At 64.0% G+C, this 23,116-nt stretch carries 25 protein-coding genes and 2 pseudogenes; 21 read left to right on the forward strand and 6 right to left on the reverse strand.

The annotated features are described in order from the left end of the window. The first annotated feature begins 52 nt into the window (after nt 1–52). Nucleotides 53–1,636: an alkyl hydroperoxide reductase subunit F gene (ahpF, locus tag LRS12_RS17050; RefSeq protein WP_257845710.1), complete on the forward strand. Its 1,584-nt coding sequence runs from the start codon at nt 53–55 to the stop codon at nt 1,634–1,636. 51 nt (nt 1,637–1,687) lie between these two features. Here ahpF and LRS12_RS17055 read toward each other — a convergent pair whose 3' ends face one another. Continuing rightward, nucleotides 1,688–2,587 (reverse strand): AraC family transcriptional regulator, encoded by a 900-nt coding sequence (locus LRS12_RS17055; RefSeq protein ID WP_257845711.1) that lies wholly within the window; start codon nt 2,585–2,587, stop codon nt 1,688–1,690. 98 nt (nt 2,588–2,685) lie between these two features. Here LRS12_RS17055 and LRS12_RS17060 point away from each other — a divergent pair, with 98 nt between their 5' ends. Next, nucleotides 2,686–3,429 carry an SDR family oxidoreductase gene (locus tag LRS12_RS17060; protein ID WP_257845712.1) on the forward strand — a complete coding sequence of 248 codons (744 nt, stop codon included), beginning with the start codon at nt 2,686–2,688 and terminating at the stop codon, nt 3,427–3,429. Nucleotides 3,430–3,531: 102 nt separating this feature from the next. After that, nucleotides 3,532–4,446: a hydrogen peroxide-inducible genes activator gene (locus LRS12_RS17065; protein ID WP_257845713.1), complete on the forward strand. Its 915-nt coding sequence runs from the start codon at nt 3,532–3,534 to the stop codon at nt 4,444–4,446. Here the strand turns inward: LRS12_RS17065 and LRS12_RS17070 are convergent. From LRS12_RS17070 to pgsA, 3 genes are read right to left on the reverse strand one after another with little or no spacing between them, the layout of a single operon-like run. Further along, nucleotides 4,443–4,883, reverse strand: coding sequence for a molybdenum cofactor biosynthesis protein MoaE (locus LRS12_RS17070; RefSeq protein ID WP_257845714.1), 441 nt, complete (start codon nt 4,881–4,883; stop codon nt 4,443–4,445). The two genes, LRS12_RS17065 and LRS12_RS17070, sit on opposite strands and share 4 nt — an antisense overlap. After that, nucleotides 4,880–5,131 (reverse strand): molybdopterin converting factor subunit 1, encoded by a 252-nt coding sequence (gene moaD, locus LRS12_RS17075; RefSeq protein WP_257845715.1) that lies wholly within the window; start codon nt 5,129–5,131, stop codon nt 4,880–4,882. Before moaD ends, LRS12_RS17070 begins: the two co-directional genes overlap by 4 nt. Then, a complete protein-coding gene (pgsA, locus tag LRS12_RS17080) occupies nt 5,131–5,685 on the reverse strand; it encodes a CDP-diacylglycerol--glycerol-3-phosphate 3-phosphatidyltransferase (RefSeq protein WP_257845716.1) in 555 nt (184 codons plus the stop codon). The genes moaD and pgsA overlap by 1 nt, the downstream gene beginning before the upstream one ends. A 127-nt stretch (nt 5,686–5,812) precedes the next feature. On the opposite strand from pgsA, the gene LRS12_RS17085 reads away from it, so the two are divergent. Beyond that, nucleotides 5,813–7,102: an MFS transporter gene (locus LRS12_RS17085; protein ID WP_257845717.1), complete on the forward strand. Its 1,290-nt coding sequence runs from the start codon at nt 5,813–5,815 to the stop codon at nt 7,100–7,102. A 15-nt stretch (nt 7,103–7,117) separates the two neighbouring features. Here the strand turns inward: LRS12_RS17085 and LRS12_RS17090 are convergent, their stop codons facing one another. Then, nucleotides 7,118–7,285 carry a hypothetical protein gene (locus tag LRS12_RS17090; protein ID WP_257845718.1) on the reverse strand — a complete coding sequence of 56 codons (168 nt, stop codon included), beginning with the start codon at nt 7,283–7,285 and terminating at the stop codon, nt 7,118–7,120. Between the two features lie 314 nt (nt 7,286–7,599). On the opposite strand from LRS12_RS17090, the gene LRS12_RS17095 reads away from it, so the two are divergent. The 13 genes and pseudogenes from LRS12_RS17095 (at nt 7,600) to LRS12_RS17155 (ending at nt 14,998) form a co-directional block, all read left to right on the forward strand. Further along, nucleotides 7,600–8,796 (forward strand): site-specific integrase, encoded by a 1,197-nt coding sequence (locus tag LRS12_RS17095; RefSeq protein ID WP_257845719.1) that lies wholly within the window; start codon nt 7,600–7,602, stop codon nt 8,794–8,796. Nucleotides 8,797–8,825: 29 nt separating this feature from the next. Then, entirely contained in the window at nt 8,826–9,569 is a 744-nt protein-coding gene (locus LRS12_RS17100; RefSeq protein ID WP_257845720.1) for a hypothetical protein, read from the forward strand. Nucleotides 9,570–9,642: 73 nt separating this feature from the next. Then, entirely contained in the window at nt 9,643–9,879 is a 237-nt protein-coding gene (locus LRS12_RS17105) for a helix-turn-helix domain-containing protein (protein ID WP_257845721.1), read from the forward strand. A 194-nt stretch (nt 9,880–10,073) separates the two neighbouring features. Beyond that, nucleotides 10,074–10,346: a hypothetical protein gene (locus LRS12_RS17110; protein ID WP_257845722.1), complete on the forward strand. Its 273-nt coding sequence runs from the start codon at nt 10,074–10,076 to the stop codon at nt 10,344–10,346. Then, nucleotides 10,343–10,669 carry a hypothetical protein gene (locus tag LRS12_RS17115; protein WP_257845723.1) on the forward strand — a complete coding sequence of 109 codons (327 nt, stop codon included), beginning with the start codon at nt 10,343–10,345 and terminating at the stop codon, nt 10,667–10,669. Before LRS12_RS17110 ends, LRS12_RS17115 begins: the two co-directional genes overlap by 4 nt. A 35-nt stretch (nt 10,670–10,704) precedes the next feature. Beyond that, nucleotides 10,705–10,869 carry a hypothetical protein gene (locus LRS12_RS17120; RefSeq protein ID WP_257845724.1) on the forward strand — a complete coding sequence of 55 codons (165 nt, stop codon included), beginning with the start codon at nt 10,705–10,707 and terminating at the stop codon, nt 10,867–10,869. Then, on the forward strand, nt 10,866–11,204 hold the full coding sequence (locus LRS12_RS17125; protein WP_257845725.1) for a hypothetical protein: 339 nt from the start codon (nt 10,866–10,868) through the stop codon (nt 11,202–11,204). The genes LRS12_RS17120 and LRS12_RS17125 overlap by 4 nt, the downstream gene beginning before the upstream one ends. A 26-nt stretch (nt 11,205–11,230) precedes the next feature. Further along, nucleotides 11,231–11,299, forward strand: a pseudogene (locus LRS12_RS17130) (hypothetical protein); the annotation flags it as partial. 82 nt (nt 11,300–11,381) lie between these two features. After that, a pseudogene (locus tag LRS12_RS17135) lies at nt 11,382–11,435 on the forward strand (hypothetical protein); the annotation flags it as partial. A gap of 30 nt (nt 11,436–11,465) precedes the next feature. Beyond that, on the forward strand, nt 11,466–12,146 hold the full coding sequence (locus LRS12_RS17140; RefSeq protein ID WP_257845726.1) for a toprim domain-containing protein: 681 nt from the start codon (nt 11,466–11,468) through the stop codon (nt 12,144–12,146). 142 nt (nt 12,147–12,288) lie between these two features. Next, nucleotides 12,289–13,641 (forward strand): helicase RepA family protein, encoded by a 1,353-nt coding sequence (locus tag LRS12_RS17145; RefSeq protein WP_257845727.1) that lies wholly within the window; start codon nt 12,289–12,291, stop codon nt 13,639–13,641. A gap of 627 nt (nt 13,642–14,268) precedes the next feature. After that, entirely contained in the window at nt 14,269–14,547 is a 279-nt protein-coding gene (locus LRS12_RS20445) for an HGGxSTG domain-containing protein (RefSeq protein WP_374581452.1), read from the forward strand. Nucleotides 14,548–14,602: 55 nt separating this feature from the next. Then, complete coding sequence (locus LRS12_RS17155; protein WP_257845729.1) at nt 14,603–14,998, forward strand: hypothetical protein; 396 nt, start codon at nt 14,603–14,605, stop codon at nt 14,996–14,998. A 26-nt stretch (nt 14,999–15,024) separates the two neighbouring features. On the opposite strand, the gene LRS12_RS17160 is transcribed toward LRS12_RS17155, so the two are convergent. After that, the gene (locus LRS12_RS17160) at nt 15,025–17,334 is read right to left on the reverse strand and encodes a KAP family NTPase (protein ID WP_257846173.1); all 2,310 of its coding nucleotides are present in this window, start codon (nt 17,332–17,334) and stop codon (nt 15,025–15,027) included. Nucleotides 17,335–17,712: 378 nt separating this feature from the next. Here LRS12_RS17160 and LRS12_RS17165 point away from each other — a divergent pair, with 378 nt between their 5' ends. Genes LRS12_RS17165 through LRS12_RS17180 form a run of 4 tightly spaced genes read left to right on the forward strand, consistent with a single transcriptional unit; the run spans nt 17,713 to nt 23,093 of the window. After that, nucleotides 17,713–18,153, forward strand: coding sequence for a hypothetical protein (locus LRS12_RS17165; RefSeq protein WP_257845730.1), 441 nt, complete (start codon nt 17,713–17,715; stop codon nt 18,151–18,153). After that, nucleotides 18,153–20,312, forward strand: a complete 2,160-nt coding sequence (locus LRS12_RS17170; protein WP_257845731.1) for a M23 family metallopeptidase — start codon at nt 18,153–18,155, stop codon at nt 20,310–20,312. Before LRS12_RS17165 ends, LRS12_RS17170 begins: the two co-directional genes overlap by 1 nt. After that, entirely contained in the window at nt 20,309–20,599 is a 291-nt protein-coding gene (locus LRS12_RS17175) for a hypothetical protein (protein ID WP_257845732.1), read from the forward strand. The genes LRS12_RS17170 and LRS12_RS17175 overlap by 4 nt, the downstream gene beginning before the upstream one ends. After that, nucleotides 20,514–23,093: a hypothetical protein gene (locus LRS12_RS17180; protein ID WP_257845733.1), complete on the forward strand. Its 2,580-nt coding sequence runs from the start codon at nt 20,514–20,516 to the stop codon at nt 23,091–23,093. The genes LRS12_RS17175 and LRS12_RS17180 overlap by 86 nt, the downstream gene beginning before the upstream one ends. Nucleotides 23,094–23,116: the final 23 nt, after the last annotated feature.

Genomic DNA, 23,116 nt, shown 5'->3' on the forward strand with positions numbered 1-23,116 from the left:
GAGCCTCCCCTCACCCCCGGGCCGTTTCGTTTTCAGATACAGGAGTTTCACCATGCTCGACGCGCACCTCAAGCAGCAGCTGGAAGCCTATCTCGTCCATATCCGCGAATCGGTGGAACTGGTTGCGAGCCTTGGCGACGATGCCAAGTCGCGCGAGCTGGAGACCCTGCTCGCCGAAATTGCCGACCTCTCCGGCAAGATCACGCTGGTCCGCACGAACGACGACAAGCGCACGCCCAGCTTCATGATCCGCCGCGCGGGTACCGATATCGGCGTGCGCTTCGCCGGCATCCCGATGGGGCATGAATTCACCAGCCTGGTGCTGGCCCTGCTTCAGGTCGGCGGCCACCCGTCCAAGGCGGCGCAGGACGTGATCGAAACGGTCAAGGGCCTCGACGGCGACCTCCACTTCGAAACCTATTTCTCGCTCAGCTGCCAGAACTGCCCCGACGTGGTGCAGGCGCTCAACCTGATGGCGGTGCTCAACCCACGGATCAGCCACGTCGCGATCGACGGCGCGCTGTTCAAGGAAGAGGTCGATGCACGCCAGGTGCTCGCCGTCCCCACCGTCTATCTGAACGGCGAATTGTTCGGATCGGGCCGGATGGAGCTGGAGCAGATCGTCGCGAAGCTCGACAGCGGCGCGGAGGCCAAGGCGGCCGAGAAGCTCGCAGCCAAGGAGCCGTTCGACGTCCTGATCGTCGGCGGCGGCCCTGCCGGTGCGGCGTCGGCGATCTACACCGCGCGCAAGGGGCTGCGCGTCGGAATCGCCGCCGAACGCTTCGGCGGGCAGGTGCTCGACACGATGGGCATCGAGAATTTCATCTCCGTCCCCTACACCGAAGGCCCCAAGCTCGCCGCCCAGCTCGAAGGTCACGTCAAGGAAAATGGCGTCGACATCATGAACCTGCAGCGCGCCGAGAAGCTGATTCCGGCGGCGCGTGAAGGCGGCTCGCATGAGGTGGTGCTGGCCAATGGCGCGAGCCTGAAGGCCAAGACGATCATCCTGTCGACCGGCGCCCGCTGGCGCCAGATGGGCGTCCCCGGCGAGGACGAATATCGCAACAAGGGCGTGGCCTATTGCCCGCACTGCGACGGCCCGCTGTTCAAGGGCAAGCGGGTCGCGGTGATCGGCGGCGGCAATTCTGGTGTCGAGGCAGCGATCGACCTCGCCGGCATCGTCGGCCACGTCACGCTGATCGAATATGACGACCAGCTGCGCGCCGACGCCGTGCTTCAGCGCAAGCTCGCCAGCCTGTCCAATGTTCAGGTGATTACTTCGGCGCTCACAACCCGTGTCAACGGCGCGGAGAAGGTCACGGGCCTGACCTATCAGGACCGCACCACGGGCGCGGAACATGAAATCGCGCTGGAGGGCATTTTCGTCCAGATCGGCCTCGTCCCCAACACCGAATGGCTCAAGGGCACGCTCGCTCTGTCGCAGCGCGGCGAAATTGAGGTTGACGCAAACGGCAAGACGAGCCTACCGGGCGTCTTCGCTGCGGGCGACGTGACGACCGTCCCCTACAAGCAAATTGTGATCGCGATGGGTGCAGGCGCAACCGCCGGCCTCTCGGCTTTCGATTATCTCATCCGGCTCCCCGCCGAAGAGATCGAGACCGCGGCCGCCGCCTGACCCGGCAGAGCGCCACCCCCGTAGAATGCAGGGGTGGCGTTATCGCGTTGCTTACGCCGCCACGCCGCGCGCGAACCGCCCCGGCGGCTGACCAACATGTCGGCTGAACGCAGTGCTAAAGGTGCTGGCCGAGCCATAGCCGACGCGCTCCGCGACCTCGGCCAACGCAAGTTGCCCGGCGCGCAACAGGTCCTTCGCGAGTGCCATTCGCCAGCCGAGTAGATATTCCATCGGCGGCACCCCGACCGCTCGGCTGAAATGATTGAAAAAGGCGGAGCGCGACATTCCGGCACTGCGCCCCAACTCGCCCATCGTCCACGCCCGGGCCGGGTCGGCATGCATCGCGCGCATCGCCGCCGCTAGCCGTCGGTCACCCAGGCCGCGCAACAGCCCCGGCGGGGCCTCCTCCTGCGTCGCCCGCAGCGCTTCGACCAGCAGGATCTCGACGAGGCGTTCGAGCACCAGATCACGCCCGGGCCGCGCATCGTGCGTTTCTTCCCCCACCAGTGCCACCAGCGCCGACAGCCGATTCACACCACGCACATGGATCAACTGGGGCAGGAGCGACACCAGCAGCCCCGTATCGGGCGACGCGAAACTGAAATAGCCGCCGAGCAATCGCACATCGGGCATGGCGTCGGAATCGCCGTGGCGCAATTCGCCGACCGGCAACGGTGCCGCATGCGGATCGATGAAGTTCGGGACTACCGGCTCGAACCCGGACAGCACAAAACCCGGCGTCGCGGGCATCAGCACGAAATCGCCCGCCTCAATCGTCAACGGATCCTGTCCGTCAACCGCCAGACGGCAGCGCCCGTCGATCACGGTGCAAAAGCTGGGCGCGCCATAGTCGCCATAGCGCACGCCCCATCGCCCCGCACCGCTGATGAGCTTGGAAAACACCGCCCGAGGCTTGAGAAGGGCGATAATCTCACTGAGTGGGTCGGCCATTTTTGGACCATCGCAAACTAAATCTGGATTTTCAATCGTAGATCGTCCGCCCTCGTCCGGGGCATCACCTCCGTGCAGAACAACGCATGGAGCCCCCAATGAAGACTATTCTGATAACCGGCAGTTCCTCGGGCTATGGCCTCGAAACCGCCCGCCACTTCCACGCCCGGGGCTGGCGCGTCATTGCGACGATGCGCACGCCGCGGCTCGACATCCTGCCCCGTTGCGAGCGCATTCGCGTGATCGGACTCGACGTCACACGGCCGGAGAGCATCTCCGCCGCGATCGAAGCTGCCGGGCCGATCGACGCGCTAGTCAACAATGCCGGCATCGGCGCGATCGGCGTGGCTGAAGCGATGGCGATGCACAAGGTGCGCGAAATCTTCGAAACCAACACCTTTGGCGTGATGGCAATGACCCAGGCAGTCATCCCCGGTTTCCGCGCGCAGCGATCGGGCGTGGTCGTCAATGTCACGTCGAGCGCAGTGCTGGGCCCGATGCCCCTGGTGTCGGTCTATACGGCCAGCAAGACCGCGATCGAGGGGTTCACCGGTGCGCTCGCGCACGAACTCGCCGCTTTCGGCATCCGCGCCAAGCTGGTCCAACCCGGCTATGGTCCGACCACGCGCTTCATCCAAAATTCGGGCACGCGGATCGAGGATGCGATACCTGCGGCTTACATGCCCTTCGCCGAGCCGGTGCTAACCGCCTTCGCCACCCCGGCGCAGTTCACGACCGAAGCGGATGTGGCTGACGGCGTGTGGCGCGCGGTCCATGACGAAACCGGGCAACTCAGCTTTCCCGCAGGTCCGGACGCGGTAGCGCTGGCTGGCGCGCGCTGAGGTCAACGGCGGCGGTGCCAATCGCGCGGAGCGCCGCCGCCATACCTTGGTAATATCGCGCTTCCCACTTATATCGTCGCCATCAATCGATTGGATCGATCAATGGCGCAGACCTACCTCCCCACGCTCAAGCAGCTGCAATATCTGGTTGCGCTCAAGGACCATGGCCATTTCGGGCGCGCGGCGGAGGCGTGTTTCGTCACGCAATCGACCCTGTCCGCCGGCCTGCGCGAGCTGGAGACGCTGATCGGCGTCGTGCTGGTCGAGCGCACGCGCCGCGTCGTCCGCTTCACGCCGCTGGGTGAGCGGATCGTCGACAAGGCGCGGCGCGTGCTGCGCGAAGCCGACGAACTCGCCGATCTCGCCCGCGCCGCCGGGCGCCCGCTGTCGGGCGAGATGCGGATGAGCGTCATCCCGACGATTGCACCATTTCTGCTCCCCCGCATCCTCCCCAGGCTGCGACGCGACTATCCCGACCTCAAGCTGTTCCTGCGCGAGGAGCCGAGCGGCGCGGCGTGCGAGAGCCTGCACACGGGGCGTACCGACTGCGTGCTCCTCGCCCTGCCCTATGCCTGCGGCGACGTCGAAACCGCGCCGCTGTTCGACGACCCGCTGTTCGTCGCCTTTCCCGAGGGCGAGTATGAGCCCGACCACGCCAGCGTCACCGCGAGCGAGATCGACGAGACACGGCTGCTGCTGCTCGAGGATGGCCACTGCCTCAAGGATCATGCTCTCGCCGCGTGCAACCGCCCCGAATTGCGCGCCGAGGCGACGATGCTCGGCACCTCGCTGCACACGATGGTCCAGATGGTCGACAACGGCTTGGGGGTGACGATGCTGCCCGAGATGGCGATCGCTGCCGGCATCCTCGACCACACCCATATCACCGCCCGCCCGCTTCAGGCGGACAATCCGTCACGCCGCATCGCACTGGTGTGGCGTAGGGCGAGCCCGCGGGAGCGCGATTTCAGGTTGCTGGCGGACGTATTGGCCCAGGCTGGAACCGACGCCGACTAGTCGAGCCAGCGAGCCGCCGTCTCCGCATCACTGACTCGTGCATCAACCCATGCGCTATGCTCCCCGCGGCGCTCCCGCTTCCAGAACGGCGCCTCGGTCTTGAGTCGGTCGATCAGGAACGCACACGCCTCCAGCGCCGCACCGCGATGTGCCGCTGCGGTCGCGACCAGCACGATCCGCTCGCCCGGCTCCATCGACCCGACGCGGTGGACGATCACTGCCGACACCAGCCTCCAGCGCGCCATCGCCTGTTCGGCGAGGTCGCACAGCACGGCTTCGGTCATGCCGGGATAATGTTCCAGCTCCAGGCAAGTGACGCCATCCTCGCCGCGCACCACGCCGATGAAGCTGGCAATCCCTCCAGCCCCGCACTCTTCAATTCCGGCAAGTTCGACGCCGACGTCGATCGGCGCGAGATCGACCGAGATGCGGATCATCCGCCAGTCACCGGAGGGAAGATCGCAACTTCACGCGGCGATCCCAGCAGGGCGTCGAGCGCCACGAACTTCTGATCTACTGCAGCGCGCAGCCGTGCCGGGTCGGCGAACGCCTGCGCGTGCCTGTCGCTGCGTCCGCCCAGCCAGTCGATCAGATCGGCGACGGTTCGCACCGCTTCGGGCGGGTGCACGTCCTCCTCGCCCACCCCGATCGTCTCGCGGACCCAGGCGAAATAGAGCAGCCGCATCAACTATCCATATGCTTGAGGCCGACGCGCAGATAGTCCCAGCCGGTGATCAGCGTCAGCGCCGCCGCTGCCCAAAGCATCGTGAGGCTGGTATCATGCACCCACGCCCATCCTGGCAGCGCGCCCGCAAGAATCAGCCCGCCCAGCGACGTCAGCTGCAATGCTGTCTTCCACTTCGCGAGCGCCGACACCGGCACCGATACCTGGATGCCGCCCAGAAACTCGCGCAGCCCCGACACCGCGATCTCGCGCAGCAGGATGATCAGCGCGGCGATCATGTGGATGCCGGGGATCAGTTCCTTGGCGCAGAGAATCAGGATCACCGCGGCGACCATAATCTTGTCGGCGATCGGATCGAGGAACACGCCCAGCTTCGACACCGTCCCCCGCGACCGCGCGAGATAGCCGTCGAAATAATCGGTGAATCCCATCAGGCAGTAGGTGGCGAATCCAAGCGCATATCCGGCCTGCCATTCCGGCCACCACAGGAAGAACACCAGCAGCGGTACGGTGACGATTCGCGACAGCGTCAGGACGTTTGGCAGCGTCAGCATAGCTCCTGCCCTAGCACTGTGCGCCGCCGCGATCATCCCCCGATCGTCACGCGATATCCGGTTGCCGCGCCCCGCACGCCCCGGCTATGTCAGCGCCAGTTTTGACGGACGAAGGCCCGCCACGCATATGAACAACGCGCTCGGACTGCTCAAGGAGCGCCGGTTTCTCCCCCTGTTCGTCACGCAGTTCCTGGGGGCCTTCAACGACAATCTGTTCAAGACTGCGATGGTGTTGTTCGCCACCTATCAGGTGCTGAACGACCCGGAGACGGAGTTCGTGTTCAACGCGCTCGCCACCGGCGTAGCGCTGCTCCCCTTCGTCCTGCTTTCCGCGCTATCGGGCCAGCTCGCGGATACCTATGACAAGGCGCAGATCATCCGCATCGTAAAAACGGCGGAGATCGGCATCATGATCTTCGGCGGGTGCGGCATCATCGTCGCCAAGCTCGGCTATCCGATGGTCGGGGTCGGCATGATGCTGGGCGCGGTGTTGATGCTCGGTACGCACTCCACCTTTTTCGGTCCGATCAAATACGCGATTCTGCCCCAGCATCTGAAGGAGGACGAGGTGCTTGGCGGCACGGGTATGGTCGAGGCCGCGACCTATCTGTCGATCCTGCTCGGCACCGTCATCGCCGGCTGGGTGTCGATCGAGACTGCGGGCTGGCTGACGCTGATCGTCGCATTCATCGGCTGGTTCACCGGCCGCATGGTCCCCGCTGCCCCGCGCCAGGGGGCGAAGCTCAAGCTCAATTTCAACCCGTTCACCGCGTCGTGGCGGCTGATCTCAAACACGATGCACATCCCCCGCCTGTTCTGGGCGATCTGTGCGATCAGCTTCTTCTGGACGATGGGATCGGTACTGATCGTCATCTTCACCCCGCTGGCGAAGAATGTGCTGACCTCCGACGAGCGCGTGGCGAGCCTGATGATCGCGACCTTCTCGGTCGGCGTGGCGATCGGGTCGGTGATCATCAACGCGATGCTGAAGGGGGAGATTTCGGCGAAATACTCGCCGATCTCGGTCATTGCGATGGCGGGGTTCGTCGTCGCCTTCTCGTTCGAATCGAAATTCTGGATCCCTGCCGCGCCCGGCCAGCTCTACGACATGCTCGGTTTCATCGCGATGCCTCAGGCATGGCTGGTGCTGGCAACGCTGATGGCAATCGCCATCGCTGGCGGCATGTTCGTGGTGCCGCTCTACGCATTCCTCACCACGACTGTGACGAAGGATCAGACCGCGCGCACCGTGGCGGCGAACAATATCGTCAACGCGTTCGGGATGGTGCTGGGTGCGCTTATGGTGATCGGCATCACCGCGCTGGGCGTCGGCCCGTCGAATCAGCTGTTGTTCGTGGCGGGCATGGCCATTGTCTCGGCCTGGATCGCCCAGAAGCTGCACCGCGCCTGCGATTGAGCGCGGGCCCGGCCTTCAGAAAATGAACGTGTAGATGCACACGAAGAACGCGGTGAAGCTCAGCGCAAAGAGCTTGAGATCGCCCTCGTCCTCCCGGCGGCGAATTTCGGCCCGCACCTGTGGAAGATTGGCCCGGAACGGGTGGCTGCGGCTGGCGCCGGTCAGGATAAGTTCGCGTCGCATGGCCGGAGGTTAACGCGCCGTTTACACTTTCGGCCATCCCTAAAGGATCGTTAACGGCTGTTCCGATGCGGGACGGCGAGCGCATGCATCCTTTTGCGACAGGCAAAGAAACGGCCGGATGCGCAACGCGCTCCGGCCTCATTCTTCGAAGGGATGGTGGAGCCGAGGGCCATCTAACATCTGTCCACGCTGGTTCGACGCTGAGCACGACTCGCTAGATTTTCCTTAGTTTTCCGCGCCACATTGTTCGACACTGTTCATTGCTGTTCAGGCAAAGCCACGCTATCGTGTGGGAACCAGTGAGGGATCGAAACGTGGGCAAGCTATCTGCATTGCGGGTGAAATCGGCAAAGCCTGGCCGTCATGCGGATGGCGATGGCCTGTATCTGCTGGTTAAGGAGAGCGGCTCGCGATCGTGGATGCTGCGCGTGCAGGTCGACGGCAAGCGGCGTGACATAGGGCTCGGATCAGCCAGTGTTCTGGGTCTCGCGGATGCGCGGGACAAGGCTGCAGAGATGCGCAAGCTGGCTAAATCCGGCGTAGACCCTGTCGCCGAGCGGAAGAAGAAGCCTGTCGCGATCCCGACCTTCGAGCAGGCGACGCGAGATTGTCATGCGGAGCTGAAGAAGGGTTGGAAGAACCAGAAGCACATCGACTCCTGGCTTGCGAGCATGATCAATCACATCGTTCCAGCGATTGGGGACAAACCTGTCGACGCCGTCACGAGCATCATGGTTCGCGACGCGATTGCGCCGATCTGGATGGAGATGCCCGAGACAGCGCAGCGCATTTTACAGCGGATTGGCGTGGTGCTGGACTTTGCCCATATCAAGGGCTGGCGACCGGATGAGACGTCGCTTCGTTCAGTCCGCAAGGGACTGCCGCGGCAACCGAATGTCGAGAACCATTTCGAAGCGATGCCCTACGCCGATGTGCCCGACTATATGGCGAAGCTCGCTGGCGCGGTTGAGACGGTGGGGCGTGATGCCCTGCGCTTCACAATCCTAACCGCCGTCCGGTCGAACGAAACGCGCTTTGCGAACTGGGCTGAGATCGACCGCGAGAAAGCCACTTGGAGCATCCCGGCTAGCCGAATGAAGATGAAGCAGCCGCACGTGGTGCCGCTTTCGACTGACGCGATGGCGATCATCAACCGCCGTTGGGAAGCGAGGACCCACGACGCCGGCCTGATTTTCCCTTCGACCCTGAAGAAGCCCGGGGGCGAGGAGCGCCCCATCAGTGACATGACGATGACCAAGGTGCTGCGCGAGGATAAGGTCGTTGGCTTCACCGTGCATGGGTTCCGCAGTTCTTTCACGGACTGGGCGGCCGAAGAAACCAACTTCCGGAAGGAGATCGTCGACAAGGCGCTGGCGCACAAGCTGCCCGATCGCGTCGAAGCCGCGTATCGTCGCACTGACTTCTTCGAAAAGCGGAAAAAGCTGATGGATGCGTGGGCTCGCTATGTCACCGGTCATCAGGCGGTGACGAAATTGGCGGCTGTTGCGTGAAACTCGCGATTGCAGACATTGGGCCTCAGATGCCCGCCGAATGGTTCAAGGATCCGATCGAAGAGGCGTGTCGCGAGTACCCTTTCGACGTGATCGAACCTATTCTGTCGCCATACGCCACCAGCCAACAGGCCGCGGAGCAGCATTGGCCCTGGGTGGCGTTCGCGCTGCAAAGTTATCGCAAGCAGCATGAACGAGGCAAGGATACGCGCGACATCACCCCGGCGCGTGCGATGGCGCTGCTTGGCGAGATCGCGCGGCATGCTGACGGATTAGACGCGGCGTTGAGGGAGCTCGGCGGCGCAGCGGGTGGAGCGCTCGCGAACGGCAATCGGCCTAAGTTCCTCGCTTTTGCCAAGGCGCACCGAGCAATCGTCAGCGTGTTCGATGACGCAAGTTATCGCGCGAGTGGCGATCTCGATCCGGACGGACATGCGAATTTTAGAGCTTGGACTATTCCGCTGTGGGAGATTGCTCGGACATCGGAAGATCAGGCGCGCATGCTGGGCCACGACGACTCAGCCAGCTCCGGCACAGGGCAACGCTTGCCGGGCCTTGGGCAATTCATCTCGCTGTGCGCGCCAGTGTGGACCGGGGCAACAGGCCGCAAGGCAACGGCCGAGCGGGTGGTTCGGAAGGACGATGACGGGGACGGCGCACCCGACTTTATCATCTTCCTCCGCTCCCTTTGTGCCCTAGCCGCCCTTCCCTCCCCGTCGCTTTCAATGGTGAAGACTGCGCTCTCGCCGCCCCCCCCTTCCCAACCGATATGAGCGGCTGAAGAGGCGACTTAGCAAGGCACGGTCCCACTAATAGGCAGTCAGAAAGTCGCACTTCCAATGTGGTGTGCCGCCGCTCCTCGAATTGCCGAGAACAACCTCGAACACGGTCGAACAGGTCGCCGTGTCGGAGGTGAAAATGGAACCAGTCACGTGCAGCGTGAACGATGCGGCGAGGGCCATCGGCCTCAGCAGGGGCACGCTTTACAAGCTGATGGGCCAAGGCAAGGTCGACAGCATCCGCGTCGGCGGCCGCAGGCTCATCAAGGTCGCTAGCGTTCGCAAGCTCGTCGAAGCGGCGTGAGCGACAATGGCAACGGCAAGGGCAGCGTCGCCCCTAGAGACGCGAAAGGGCCGGACCGCCACAGTCCGACCCTCTGCAATCCTTTACAACGGCGACGTCGGAGATAGCGGCAGCGGACGACCCGCGCAATATCTCGAACTAGTCCCTCGCATAATTGCGACCCACTGGCTGCGGCCTGAGCTGGGAGAGATCGCATGAGTGCTGATATTGTCCCGATCCGCAGCAAGTCACGCCAGCCAGCGGTCGCCGCACCGAAGGCGCGCGTGTCGCTGGTCAACCTCGTCGAGCGCGACCCCGTCGAGTTCGTCGTGGGCATCGAATACGAGACGGGCGAATATGTCCTCGCGGGTGTCTATCACGACTATGCGCACGCACTGGACGTGGCCCGCTGGCGCGCAGCGGCACTTGGCATTCAGGCCGTCGATTTCACTGACGCCGGCGCAGAAGCCGAAGGCGGTGCCGCATGACTGCCACCATCATCCCGTTCGAGCGGCCGAAAGTCGCCGGCGCTTCGCCATACGAGATTGTCGAAATCACCCCCGGGATCATGCCACCTGTGCAATACCTGGTCGCCCTGGCCGGACCCCGAGCAAGTCGAGAAGCGGGTCGGCTGCCGTGGGACAGTCTTGGCTGGTTCGATGCGGCTGAGGCGGTCGATGTCGCGCTGTCTGCGTCTCACCGCCATGGTGCCATTCCGATCTGGGACGGCGCCGGGATCCTCGCTCCTGAGTTCGGGACCGGCTTCTTCACCGTCACGCCCGAGCCCACCGAACCGGGAGATGCGGCATGACAACTCACCCGATTGCTGATCATCGCTCGATCGCGATGAACCTGCTCACGAGCGGTGCGCCGCTGCGACCCAAGGAGGGGCAGTTTCTCGGCGGCATCGCGTTCGACGCCAACGCCCTGACTGAGAAGCAGGCGAACTGGCTGTCCATCTTGCTCGAGCGCTACGGCATGAACGATGCCGCGAAGGGCGGTGTCGCATGAGCATGATCCAGGCGACCTATCCCGATCGCCCGGGACACCGCGGGATCGACACATCGGTCTTCGCTGCTGAAGCGATCGCGCCTGATCTCGGCCGACTGCAACGCACCGTCCTCCATGCCGTTCGTGCGGCAGGCAGGAGCGGCGCTACGACCGAAGAGCTGGCGGCGATCCTCGATATTGATCGGGGGTCGGTGCAACCACGCACATCGGAACTCAGGTCGAAACGTCTGATCGCCGACAGCGGGCTGCGCCGTCGCAATTCGAACGGCAAGCGCGCCATCGTCTGGACGCTGCCCGAGCATGCGCTGCCAGCGGCGCAGGGGGATGCGCGATGATGGCGCGCGGGGCAGAACGACTCGAAATGGATGAGCTTTCGCGGATCTGCGCCGACCTTCGCTCGCGATTTCCCGTCTCCGGGGTCGCAAGCCAAGCTGGCGTCAAGCTGATCCGGGCTGGGCGTGAACTAAAGGGCTGTTGCCCCTTTCATCCTGACCGCACCCCCCAGCTTCACGATCTATGCCGACGACCGCAGGTTCCAGTGCTTCGGCTGCGGTGCCGAGGGTGATGTGCTGGACTTCGTGCAGCGGGCATATGGCGTGAAGTTGAAAGGCGCCATCGACATGCTGGATGGCGGTGCATTGCGCGAACTCGAACAGCAGCGGGTGGTCGCTACGCCGAAAGCCGACTGGTCGAAAGCGGCGCGGCAGATTTGGGGCGAGGCAGCAGCAATCGAAGGGACGGTGGCGGAGGCATATCTGCGCCGGCGCGGGATCACGATGCCGTTGCCGCACACGCTGCGGTTCGCACGGCTTCGGTATCCGCAGGAACAGGGTAGACGACCCGCCCTGGTCGCCGCCGTCTGCTCGCCCGATGGCGATCTAACCGGCATCCAGCGCACATTCCTGACCAACGATGGGCGTAAGGCCGACGTGCCCGAGGTGAAGCTGTCGCTGGGCCGCGTCGCAGGCGGTGCGATCCAGATTGGCCCGCCAGCCGCCAGCCTCGTCGTTACCGAAGGGCTCGAGGATGGGTTGACGCTGGCCCAAGCCCTAGGCCGTTCCGTCTGGGTATCCGCCGGGACTGCGATGCTGCCCCGGATGGAATTGGCGGACGTCACCCGTGCGGTCGTGATTGGCGCTGATGGCGACGCGCCTGGCGAGACCGCGGCGAATAAGGCAGCTCATGCCTTTGCCGCTGCCGGACGGAAGGTGCGGATCATGCGGCCCGCAGCCGGCTACAAGGACTTCAACGCCGAGCTGCTGGGAACGGGACAATGACGGCCCCGTCGCTACAGGCGCGGTTCGAAACCGCCGAACCGTTCGCGGCCTCTCCGTCTGCGGAACCGGTGAAGATCACCGCGTCCCCTTTCCGCTGGCCTGATCATCGCACCTTACCGCGGCGGCCTTGGGTCTGGGGACGATGGTTACTCCGCAGCACAGTGTCGGCAATTGTCGCGCCGGGGGTGTCGGCAAGTCGTCGTTCGTGGCGTCGATGCTGCTGTCGTTGGCGAGCGGGCGGCAAGAGATGCTCGGCAAGACCGTATGGGATGGGCCGAAGCGGGTCTGGTATTGGAACCTGGAAGACAGCCTCGACGAACTGGAAATGCAGCTGGTCGCGGCGTCGATGTTCCACCGTGTCGGGCAGGACGCATGCGGTGACCGCATCTTTCTCGACAGCGGGCCGGAGGGTTCGGAGCTGCGGATCGCGATCGAGGACCGGGATGGCTTTCAGATCGCCGTGCCCGTGGTGGAAGCGCTGGTTGCCGAGCTGATCGAGCGCAAGATTGATGTGCTGGTGGTCGATCCATTCGTGTCGTCACATGGTGTCAGTGAAAACGATAACGGTGCAATCGACGCGGTGGTGAAGACATGGACTAGCGTCGCCAAGCGCGCGAACTGTTCCATTGTGCTCGTCCATCATACGAAGAAGCTGGGTGGCGAGAAGGTGACCGCTGAGGCTTCCCGCGGTGCGGTGGCGCTCATCGCTGCCGCCCGCGTTACCCTCGTGCTCAACCGGATGGACAAAGAAGAGGCGCAGAAGTTCGGCATTTCCGAGGATCGTGAGCGCCGCCGGCTCTTCACGGTGCAGGACGATAAGGCCAATCGGGCGCCAGCCGAGGACGCGCAATGGTTTCGGTTGGCTTCGCAGGATGTCGAGAACTCGACCGGCCCCGAAGACCCTTTCGGTCAGGAAGGCGACAGCGTTGGTGTGGTGACCCGTTGGTGTCCGCCGGACGCGTTCGAGGGCATCACCGTTGATCACCTGCGTCGGGTGCAGGCGGCAGTTTCAGCCGGCGAGTTCAAGGCCCACCACAGCGCGTCTGACTGGGTCGGCAACGCCGTCGCGGACGCGCTCGGACTAGACGTGAAGAACGATCGCGGCAGGATCCTGAAGCTGCTCGGCACATGGGAAGCGAACGACGCCTTGCGGGTCGAAGAACGACGCGATCAGAACCGCCAGATGAAGAAGTTCATGGTGGTCGGAAAGCCGGCAGATCAGGTGTCTGCTACACCTGCAATAGGTGTAGCGTCGCACACCGTCGCGGTGTCGCAAGAAAGTGCTACGCTACACCCCGCCCCCTTTAGGGGTGCGGGTGTAGCAGGAGCTGCTCGGGATGCTGGGCAGGTTTCGCACTTCACTGCCGGCAACCCTGCGTTGGGGCCGCTAGACCGAACGCCGCGCGACTCCAACCAATGGGAACCGAAGGCGAATGGCATGATCCTCGCGCCAGGCGAAACCGGCGAAGACGTAATTCCAGGATGGGACAACTGATGACGAAGCCACGCAAACCCCGCGCCGGCAGCGGCGGGAAGGCTGTCGCTACCCGGCCGCCGTCCCGGGAAGCCAATTGCCTGGAGAAGGCTGGGATCGACCGCGCCAAGAAGTTCGTCGCGTCGGCGCGCGGGCGGTATCAAGTGCGCTATAACCCCGAGCAGGCGCAGATCCAGCCGCCGCATGATGACGACGGCTATTACCTGGCCCAAGCCGCCGCGTTCGGCACCACGTCGACTGATTTTATCGCGAGTTCGATCAGCGACCTGGCCAGTGTCTTGCGCGGACAGGGCAGAGCGCCATCGGAACAGGCGATCAACGCCGCCTTGGCTTTCGTCGACGGCGGTGAGCCCCAGAATGAAATCGAAGCGTCTCTTCTCGTGCAGATGGCGAGCACGCACGCAGCGGCCATGCAATGCATGCGCACCGCGGCGGGAGATCTGCGATTGGCCACAGAAGGCGGCGTCGGCAACTTAGCAGTGAAGCTCCTGCGCACCTACACGGCCCAGATCGAGGCGCTGACGAAGCTGCGGCGCGGTGGCGAACAGGTCGTGAGGCACATTCACGTCGACAACCGCGGCGGGCAAGCAATCATCGCAGAAACCGTCAACACCGGGGGTGCCGGACATGGAAAAGTCGCCGAACAATCCGAAACAACGATCGCAGACGCTGCTTTCGGCCCCCAGATGTTTAGCCAAGACCCGGCGGGGAACGGCGTGCCAATCCCCTGCCGTGAAGGGCCGGCGCCGCTGCAGAATGCACGGCGGGACGGATCCCGGCGCACCGCGCGGCAACCAGAACGCGTTGAAGCACGGCATGAAGACGGCGCGGGCGATCGAGGAACGTCGTCAGCTTCGGCAACTTCTGCGTGAACGTCGCGATTTTCTCGGGGCTATCGACTGGTAGCGCGATCCACCTCGTGCCCGCCAGCCCTGCCCACTTCGGGCGCATTGCCACGAGGATGCGCGCAGCTGATCGTCTCGAATGCGAGGCGTTCGGCATGAGTCCGAAGGAAGCGCTGCGTTCGTCGTGGCGGCGCTCGATCTATGCCGTCACGGCCAAGCTGGACGGGCGCCCTGAAGCGATGTTCGGGTTGTCTGCCATCAGCATGATCGAGGGGCGCGGCAGCCCCTGGTTCCTCGGGACTGACGTTGTTACCCGCTGCGGCCGTGCTCTAGTTGAACTGGGGCCCGGCATTCTGGCCCGGATGCATGCGACCTGTTCGACGCTTGAAAACCGAGTGGCATGCGAAAACAGGGCGGCCATCAGATTGCTCCGCCATTGGGGCTTTCATATCGGCGAAAACATCACCATCATCGGCGGCGTCCACTTTCGCCCATTTAGCCGGACCGCATAGAGTCGGCGGGCATACAGCAGGCCGAGCTACTCAGCGCGCCCGCTTTTCCATTTCTCCAGATGCGTGCGCAGCACCTCGACGGCGTGAGCACGATCAGGCGCGAGGGTGGTGGCATCAATCTCACCTAGCCTGCGCTCGACGACATCAACGCCGATTAGTCGGTCGATGCTCTCTTTGTCGAAGGTTTCATATCGAGCGGCGACCCGATCGCCCCATCCCTGCGATGTCCCGACCGTCATAAACGCGGCAGCTATGCCGCCGAAGCCAGCGTCGGTCTCGATCACTTCGGCCAACCACCCGCCTGGTGCGTCCATGCCGCCGCTATAGTCGCGCCAGCGATAGATGAGCGAGGCGATGTCAGGGTGCGCCAACATCTCGTCGGGCGATCGTGCGAGTTGCTCAATCTGCACGAGCCATTCCCGCTTAAGCGCGTCGAGGGTCGCTTGGTCCAGATCGGGCTCGAAGGTGTCGCGCTCATCCTCCTTGCGGTCGTTGGGATCGTTGAGGTGGATAAGTATCGCAGCGACTGACAGTGCGCCGGTTGCGCGCAAAGCCTCCAACACGAGCGGACCGCGCTTCTCCTGAGCCAGCCGGCGGATGAACCAGCTAATCGCCCTCCATGCCGACACCCAAGGCGAACTGAACGGCTCGCCTGACCGGCGGGATCCAACCAGCCCTTGGCCAAGCCGGAACATGGCCGGCAGCAGCACGTCAGCAGTGTCGACCGGCAAACGCTCAACGGACTCGTCAAGCCGCGCCGCGAGCGAGTGGGTCAACCCCCTCCCCTCTATCCTAGCAATGACCTCAGCAAGCCGTGACGCATTGCCGCTTGCCGCCATGAAGTCCACGAACTCGCTCTCCGAGATCTCGGCTTCGGGTGTCTGAAGTTCGAAATAGCGGGGGAAGAACCTTGAGGTGCACACCCGCTTCTCTGCGATCCATCTGACGTGCCAGCTGTCTCCATAATGCGAACCCCCCAGCGCCCACTCGACCGTCGGGAAAAGTTGCTTCACTGCTTCTTCCGCTGTTTCGCGGCGCGCCACAGGCACGATCGAAAGCAGGCTTTCCACGCGTGATCGGTGCTCGGCATCGCGTCCATCTCGACCGAACCGAGAAGTTTGGAGCAGCAACTCGCGATTGTGGAACAGCGCATCATGCAGATCCGGCTCGAAAACGCGCAGCGCCTCAAGCGCCAAGAAGTCGATGATGTTCACCTCGGATGTCGTGCCGCTGGTGTGAAGCGGCAGGTGGATCGCCACAGACGACAGGTAGCGCCGGCCTTCCCGAAGGTTCCGAACATACGGCTGTATACAGCCGATTAGCACATTGCCCCACCTGACCTGCTCGAAGCCATTCGCTTCCGTCGCGTGCTCCCCGGCTAACAGCGACAGCTCCTGGGTCACGGCTGCGTGGACAGTCGCGGTTGGAACAGCTGGCAGGTCGAAATTGGCCTGAACGATCTTGGCCAAGAAGTCCCTCCCCTGCCCGTTCGCGACGGGATCGAGCGCTGCCTCGACAATGTCGGGCTGGAACAGGAGCACGAAGATGATGTTGGGCAGGTTCGCGTTGACCTTGATCTGCCGGAAGAGCAGTCGGATCTGATCTGGCTCGAGCCGATCAATATCATCCACGAAGACGACGAGTGGTTTGTTCAGCGAGCGCAAGCTGTCCTCAAGCGACCGCCTGATCTGATCGAGTGGCTCGGACCAGCGGTCGCGACCCAGGGCTGTCAAACCCTTGCCAAGCAAGGGAACGACAATTGCAGCCCCGGCCAGCGCCGCGGCGACGAAAGCAACGGTCGGCAGCGTCAGGCCGATCGCGGCTGCCAGCGTGACGATCGAGGCATTCGCAAGAAGCGATGAGATGGTGGCGCTGCCGCCGCTGGCCTTCTTCAGCGGTTCACCGCTACCGGTGAGGATCGAACCATATCGCCTGAGCGCGGCCCCTCTCGCTGCGGACTTCGAAGAGTAGCCGCCACCTAGTTTATCAGCGACCTGCCGGAACAATGCGCGCGCGATCGCGTCGGCATCGCCCCATTGCCAAGGGTTGAATTCCAGCCAGTCGGCCCCGTCGTTCCGAGCCCGTAGCTTTTCAATGACGAGGTTCTTCAGCGAGGATTTCCCGTGTCCCCAGGGGCCACGAATTGCGAACACCCGCCCCTCATCGAGACTCAGTTCAGATAGAACGTTGGCGATCCGGCCCGCGAAATCGGCCCGGCGCAGCCGATCCTCGTTCGCGGTGCGAATCGGCACGTCGGCCCCGATGCCGTCGTCACGGCCAGGTGCCCTCCGGGCTTCACCGTCCTGACCAAACAAGCCTTTCAGCCACGCCGGCATCTTCACGCCTCAATCTCCCATGCCAGCTGCCCGGACTCACCACGTGCGCGTGGAAACTGCCCGCCGGCGCCCAGCGCGACAAGCGGATTGCCGAGCCGAAGCCCTGCCCGCCTTCGCGCTGTGGGAAGGATTGAGGGAGCAATCGATGTAGCAGCGCCATTATGGTGCAGAGTTATGCGGAGCATCGCTCCACCCACCATCCGCTCGGCGCTTTTACGCGCGCCTATTGTGGGGTGCGGCTGTCTCTTCCGCGACCGATAACATGCTCGGTTCAGGCCTGCTGAACACCACGCGAGTTATTTGCGAATGTGCCTTCCTGCCGCAGCCGTTGGTCCATTGATGCTTGCGTCCACGGCAGTTTCTGCGATCGGCACGGGCGTGGCCGCCATGCAGGGCGCGGCCTATTCCAGGTATCAATCCCAGATCGCCGAGCGCAACGACGCCCTTGAGCAAGAGGCGGCACAGGACGCGCTCAAACGGGGAGAGATCGAGGCGCAACGCCAGTATCGCAAGATCGGTCAGGTTCAGGGTGCGCAGCGCGCGGCGATGGCTGCCAACAACATCGATCCCGATTTCGGTAGTGCCGCGCGCCTTCAGGAAGACACGGCTGCCTTGGGGCGCGAGGACGTCGAAACGATATACGAGAACAGCTATCGTGAAGCGCGCGGCTTCTCGGTGTCGGGGGCGAACTTCAGGGCGCAGGCGGCCGGTTACCGGCAGCAAGCCATGGGGCAGCAAGTCGCTGGCGCGTTCGGGGTTGGAACCACCCTCTTGGGTGGCGCGACGCAATACGCGCAATTCCGGGCACGACCCCGGTAATGGCGCGCGTTCCGACTTATCAGGGCGGTGGGGTTGCCCTCCAGCCGCTGCCAAGCCAGCGCTACCGTGCTGCCGATAACGGTGGCGGTGTCGCGGGTGCCATAGCGCAAGGACTGCAAGAACTCGGCAAAGGCATCGGTGATGTCGCCAAGGCGACCCAGCTCGTTGCTGTTGACCGTGCCGAGGACGAAGCGAAGAAAGCCGAGTCTACCCTTGCGCTGGATTTGAGTGAAGGGCTCGACAATCCCGAATCGGGGTTGCGCGTTCGCCGTGGCCAAGCTGCGGCTGACGCGTTCGAACCCACCATGAGCGCGATGGAGAAGCGACGGAAGGAGATCGCGTCTGGTCTCAGCCCGATGGCCCAGAAGATGTTCGGACAGGCGGCAGACGAGCGTATGCTGGCTTTTCGCAGCCTTGCGTCACGCCACATCGCCGTCGAATCCGAGAAGGCCCGAGACGAAACGTCGACAGATCGGCTGACGATCCAGAGCGATGGGGCCATCAACAATGCCGACGATCCCGACGTCCAGCATGCCTTCATCGCGACCGGCCTGACCGAACTGAGCGAGGTTGCCAAGCGGAAGGGCTGGTCGGCCGAAAACTATACTGCAGCGCGCACCCGCTATCTGACCGGGATCCACACCGGTGTAGTCGACGGATACATCGATCGTGGCCAGCTCGATAAGGCGATCGGCTATCTGGACACGCACAAGGACGAGATCGGGTGGAAAGAAGAAAACGCCCTTCGAAACCGAATGCGTGCGCCGCTGGAAGCTCGCGAGACCGCGACTGATGTGGCCGGCATCTGGGGCAGCGCCGCACCGGGATCGCGGGCGATCGCCAACTACAGCGATCCGCTACGCGGTGTAGGCCGCTCACCGGTCGCGGGCGGAAAATATGGGGCGAGCCGAGATTACGGTAGCCACCACGGTGTCGACATCCCGGCCCCCAAAGGCACGTCGATCTATTCGACGGCCCCAGGCACAGCGAAAGTGAGCCGCAGTCCCAAGGGCGGGAACATCGTGACCGTCGATCATCATGACGGAACGGTGTCGCGCTACATGCACCTGGGCGATGTGAATGTTCGAGATGGCGCGCAGGTCGGGCCCGACACGATCATTGGCACTGTCGGCATGACCGGGCGGTCGACCGGTCCTCATCTGCATTGGGAAGTGCTGAAGAACGGAAAGCCTGTGGATCCAGACACGATCCTGGGCACGGGTCAGCAGGGGCAAGGCCCACAGCGCCGCGACCTCAATGGTCTGCTTGCGGCCACTCGCGCCCGAGCCAAGGCGGAAGGCTGGTCGTTCGAACGCACTGAGCGAGCAGAGGATAAGCTGCGGCAGATGGTCCGGGAAGAGGATGATCTGGTCCATCGCGGCGAGGAGCAGGCCAAGCGAGAGGCGCTCGACATCATCGATCGACTGCCGGACAATCGGCTCACCTCGATCGAGCAGATTCCTTCGAAATTGAGGGCCCGGCTCTCGACCGACGATCGGATGAGCCTCGAAGATATGGCTCGCAGAAATAGCCAGCCCGAGCCGGTCAGGGCCGATGGCGACACGGCGCTTACGCTGAACCTCATGGCCATCAACGAGCCCGAGCGCTTTCAGGGCACGGACCTGCGCATGTATCGCGGGAGGATGACGCCGGGCGAGTTCGCGTCGCTTGCAACACTGCAGGCCAAGGCCCGCGCCAACCCCAACTCGCCGGAAGCATTGGACCACAGCCGAGTGTGGGGCGTCATCAACCGGCACGCGCCAGACTTGAACCTGGACCTCGGCACCACCGGTGGGAAAGCCCGCACCCCCAAGGACCGCGAAACGTCGATGCGCATCTTCAGCATGATGCAGCGTGATCTAATGGCGGTGACGGGCGGCAAGCGCCAGCCAACCGACGACGAAATCAAGCGCGCCTTCGACAGCGCCACCCTATCGGTCACCACCTACCGACCTGGCTGGCTATATGGCGAAACGCCAGTCCAGACGCGCCGATACGACGTGGCACCGGGCCAGCGAATGGGTTTGGCGATGCCGAATGGCGTGCGCGAGCGGATCATCGCATCGGTCCGACGCACGCAGCGCGGGCGAACGCCTAGCGATGACGAAATCGGTCAGATTTACCTCAACCACCGCGGTCAGCCGGGGTTCTGGCAATGACCGACCGTCGCGACCTCCTCGACCAGTATCTTGCGCCCCGGACGAGCACGCCCCCAAGCGGTGACCCGCTGGATGGCGCGCTCGAGACCGACTCACGTAACCGCGCGGCGCGCGTCTACTTCGCCGTTCGGCAGGCTGACGCCGACAAGGCAGCACGTGCGAACCGACTCGCGCGAGAGACCGGGCTGCCGAGCGATGTCGTTGAACGAAACCTCGGCACTGTCGAGGCCGACGCCTTCGGACGGCGGGGGCGCGGCGACCATCATCGGCAATTCTCGCCTGTCTGAGTGGTTCGGTGAACCGCGTCGAGCTGCCGCATCGAAGGATGACCTTGAGGCGCTTGGCACCCTTTCGACGCTGATCGGGCCGAATAGCGTTGGCGACGCCGCGCTCAATCTAAAGCCCCGCTATGTGGCCCCGGTCGAGCTCAGGCGCCCGGCTGATGTGCCGATAGCGGAAAGGGTTCAGCGCATCCGCGCCCGCGAGTTCGGCCGCCGCGAAACCGTCGAGCAGGCCCGCCCCGAGACGACCGGACGAACCTGGTGGCGGGGCATCGGTATCGCAACGATTGGTGGCTTCCAGCAGGCGCGGATCGGCGCCAAGCTGTATCTGTCCGACATGCTCGGGCTTGAGAACCTGGTTCCGAAATTTCAGGCGGAATACGAGGAAGTCCAGGATGTCATTCGCGGGACGACGCCGCGCGACCTCACCTCGTTCGGACAATCAGTTTACGGTGGCCTCGTCTCTACCGGCCAGGCCATCCCTGCCCTAGCGGCCACACTGGCGACTCTTCCCGCAGGCGGCTGGGGCGGCCTCGCTGTTGCAGGTGGGCAGTCCGGCCTGGGTGCATACGGCAAGTATCGGACGCGGGGCGGCACCTCGGACGAAGCGTTGCTCGGTGGTGTGCTTGAAGGCGGCATCGAAGCCGTGACCGAGAAAATCCCGCTCGGCACTCTCGTCGGCGGCTTCGGCAAGAAGGGACTTGGCCGCTTTATCGGCGAGTTCACCTTGAAAGAGATGGGCGGCGAGCAGCTTGCGACGCTGGGGCAAGATGCCGTCGACACGGCTATCGCCAATCCCAAGGCGACCTGGAGCCAATATCTCGCCGACAGGCCGCAGGCGGCGATCGACACTGCTGTTGCGGTGATCATCCAGACCGGTGCCATCGGCGGCGGTAGCGCCGTCGTCAGGGCCCTGCGCCCGGTGGAACGCGACATCGAACAGGCCACCGATGGAATCGCCGGCGCGAACATCATGGATGCCGCGGTCGCTCAGGCCGAGGCTTCCAAGCTGCGCGATCGCGACCCCGATGCATTCCGTCAGTTCGTCGAGCAGCATACCGAAGGCGGGCCGATCGAGCATGTCTACCTGCCTGCGGAGAAGCTGCGCGAGCTCATGCAGTCAGACGGGTATGAGCCTGCCGACTGGACCTGGGCTCCTGATCTTTCCGAGCAGCTGGCGCAGGCTGGCGCGGCCGGAGGGGACGTGGTGCTGCCACTCGCGGGCGTCGCCGCCCATCTTGCAGGCACCGAGACGTGGCAGGCCATAAAGGCTGATGTTCGGCTGACGCCAGGGGGCATGTCGGAGCGGGAAGCGAACGACTTTGCCGAGGCGTATGCCGCGATCATGGAGCAGCAGGGTCGCGTCGCGGCCGGTCAGATCGAAGCCGAGCGCGCCGCAGCTGCGCCCGAGCGGCGAGTCTATGATGAGGTTCTCAGCCAGGCGCGAACTGCCGGCTTCAACCTGCGGGCATCACAAGCCTATGCTGAACTTTGGGCGCAGCGTTATGCGACGCGCGCCGCTCGCCTCGGTATCGATGCATGGGATGCGTTTCGCCGTTCGAACGTCACCATCCGGCAGGAGCTGCCCGAAACTCTGGCCGCTTACCGGAAAGCGGACAACCTCGACCTCGTCATCAACGCCATGCGTCGGGGCGCGCGCCCGTCGAAGCCGAGCGGCCCCTCTCTTCTGGAATGGATCGCCTCGCAGGGCGGCCTCAGCGATCGGGGCGGCGATGTCACTTCCATGGGCGGCGACAAGTGGCATCGCGGGCGTCCTGGTCGGCGCAAGTTGGTGCGGCGAGATGATGCTGCGGCCGGCTCGCTGGAGAGACTTGCACCGCTCGCGCGTGAGGCGGGCTTCCTCGCTGCGTCGGCGGACGTGGTAGATGCGGCACAGCTGTTGGACGCGATCAGTCGCGAACTTCGAGGCACGCCAGTCTATGCTGACGCGTCCGGCTCAGCTGCCAGTGAAACGCAGGATGCAACCGCTCGCGCAGCCGACGAACTTCGTGCGCTGCTGGATACATCGGGCGTGGATCCAGACGCCGCCACTCGCGAGGAAATCGACGCCGTGGTGGGTGCGGCACAGGAAACCGCCACGCGCGCGCTCGACCAAGGTGAGGCTCGGGGTCGCCTAGAGCTATATGCGGACGGGCAGAGGATCATCCGGCTATTCGAGGGCCGTGACCTGTCGACGCTGCTGCATGAGACCGGCCACCTGTGGGTCGAGGAACTGAAGGAGGATGCTGAACGCGCTGACGCACCCGACGACCTGAAGGCCCAGTGGCAGGCAGTTCGCGAGTGGTTTGCTGTCAACGGGTATGAAATGGAACTGGGCGGGCCTATCCCGACCGAGGCGCACGAACTCTGGGCGCGCGGCATGGAGCGCTACTTCATGGAGGGGAAGTCTCCCTCCTCCGCGCTGGCGAGCGCGTTCCAGTCCTTCCGCGCCTGGTTGTTGCGGATCTATCAGGTCGTCCAGCGCCTGAACGCCCCCTGACGGATGATGTCCGCGATGTCATG

Origin of the sequence: Sphingomonas sp. J344, assembly GCF_024700005.1 — a bacterium.
Lineage (GTDB): Bacteria > Pseudomonadota > Alphaproteobacteria > Sphingomonadales > Sphingomonadaceae > Sphingomonas.

Excerpts from the sequence above, each read along its gene's own strand:
- pgsA (WP_257845716.1), bottom strand. The coding sequence starts at position 5,685 with ATGCTGACGCTGCCAAACGTCCTGACGCTGTCGCGAATCGTCACCGTA.
- ahpF (WP_257845710.1), top strand. The coding sequence starts at position 53 with ATGCTCGACGCGCACCTCAAGCAGCAGCTGGAAGCCTATCTCGTCCAT.
- LRS12_RS17060 (WP_257845712.1), top strand. The coding sequence starts at position 2,686 with ATGAAGACTATTCTGATAACCGGCAGTTCCTCGGGCTATGGCCTCGAA.
- moaD (WP_257845715.1), bottom strand. The coding sequence starts at position 5,131 with ATGCGGCTGCTCTATTTCGCCTGGGTCCGCGAGACGATCGGGGTGGGC.
- LRS12_RS17070 (WP_257845714.1), bottom strand. The coding sequence starts at position 4,883 with ATGATCCGCATCTCGGTCGATCTCGCGCCGATCGACGTCGGCGTCGAA.
- LRS12_RS17125 (WP_257845725.1), top strand. The coding sequence starts at position 10,866 with ATGAGCATGATCCAGGCGACCTATCCCGATCGCCCGGGACACCGCGGG.
- LRS12_RS17175 (WP_257845732.1), top strand. The coding sequence starts at position 20,309 with ATGACCGACCGTCGCGACCTCCTCGACCAGTATCTTGCGCCCCGGACG.
- LRS12_RS17085 (WP_257845717.1), top strand. The coding sequence starts at position 5,813 with ATGAACAACGCGCTCGGACTGCTCAAGGAGCGCCGGTTTCTCCCCCTG.
- LRS12_RS17170 (WP_257845731.1), top strand. The coding sequence starts at position 18,153 with ATGGCGCGCGTTCCGACTTATCAGGGCGGTGGGGTTGCCCTCCAGCCG.
- LRS12_RS17145 (WP_257845727.1), top strand. The coding sequence starts at position 12,289 with ATGGTTACTCCGCAGCACAGTGTCGGCAATTGTCGCGCCGGGGGTGTC.
- LRS12_RS17090 (WP_257845718.1), bottom strand. The coding sequence starts at position 7,285 with ATGCGACGCGAACTTATCCTGACCGGCGCCAGCCGCAGCCACCCGTTC.
- LRS12_RS17115 (WP_257845723.1), top strand. The coding sequence starts at position 10,343 with ATGACTGCCACCATCATCCCGTTCGAGCGGCCGAAAGTCGCCGGCGCT.
- LRS12_RS17055 (WP_257845711.1), bottom strand. The coding sequence starts at position 2,587 with ATGGCCGACCCACTCAGTGAGATTATCGCCCTTCTCAAGCCTCGGGCG.
- LRS12_RS17100 (WP_257845720.1), top strand. The coding sequence starts at position 8,826 with ATGCCCGCCGAATGGTTCAAGGATCCGATCGAAGAGGCGTGTCGCGAG.
- LRS12_RS17065 (WP_257845713.1), top strand. The coding sequence starts at position 3,532 with ATGGCGCAGACCTACCTCCCCACGCTCAAGCAGCTGCAATATCTGGTT.
- LRS12_RS17110 (WP_257845722.1), top strand. The coding sequence starts at position 10,074 with ATGAGTGCTGATATTGTCCCGATCCGCAGCAAGTCACGCCAGCCAGCG.
- LRS12_RS20445 (WP_374581452.1), top strand. The coding sequence starts at position 14,269 with ATGGAAAAGTCGCCGAACAATCCGAAACAACGATCGCAGACGCTGCTT.
- LRS12_RS17160 (WP_257846173.1), bottom strand. The coding sequence starts at position 17,334 with ATGCCGGCGTGGCTGAAAGGCTTGTTTGGTCAGGACGGTGAAGCCCGG.
- LRS12_RS17120 (WP_257845724.1), top strand. The coding sequence starts at position 10,705 with ATGAACCTGCTCACGAGCGGTGCGCCGCTGCGACCCAAGGAGGGGCAG.
- LRS12_RS17155 (WP_257845729.1), top strand. The coding sequence starts at position 14,603 with ATGCGCGCAGCTGATCGTCTCGAATGCGAGGCGTTCGGCATGAGTCCG.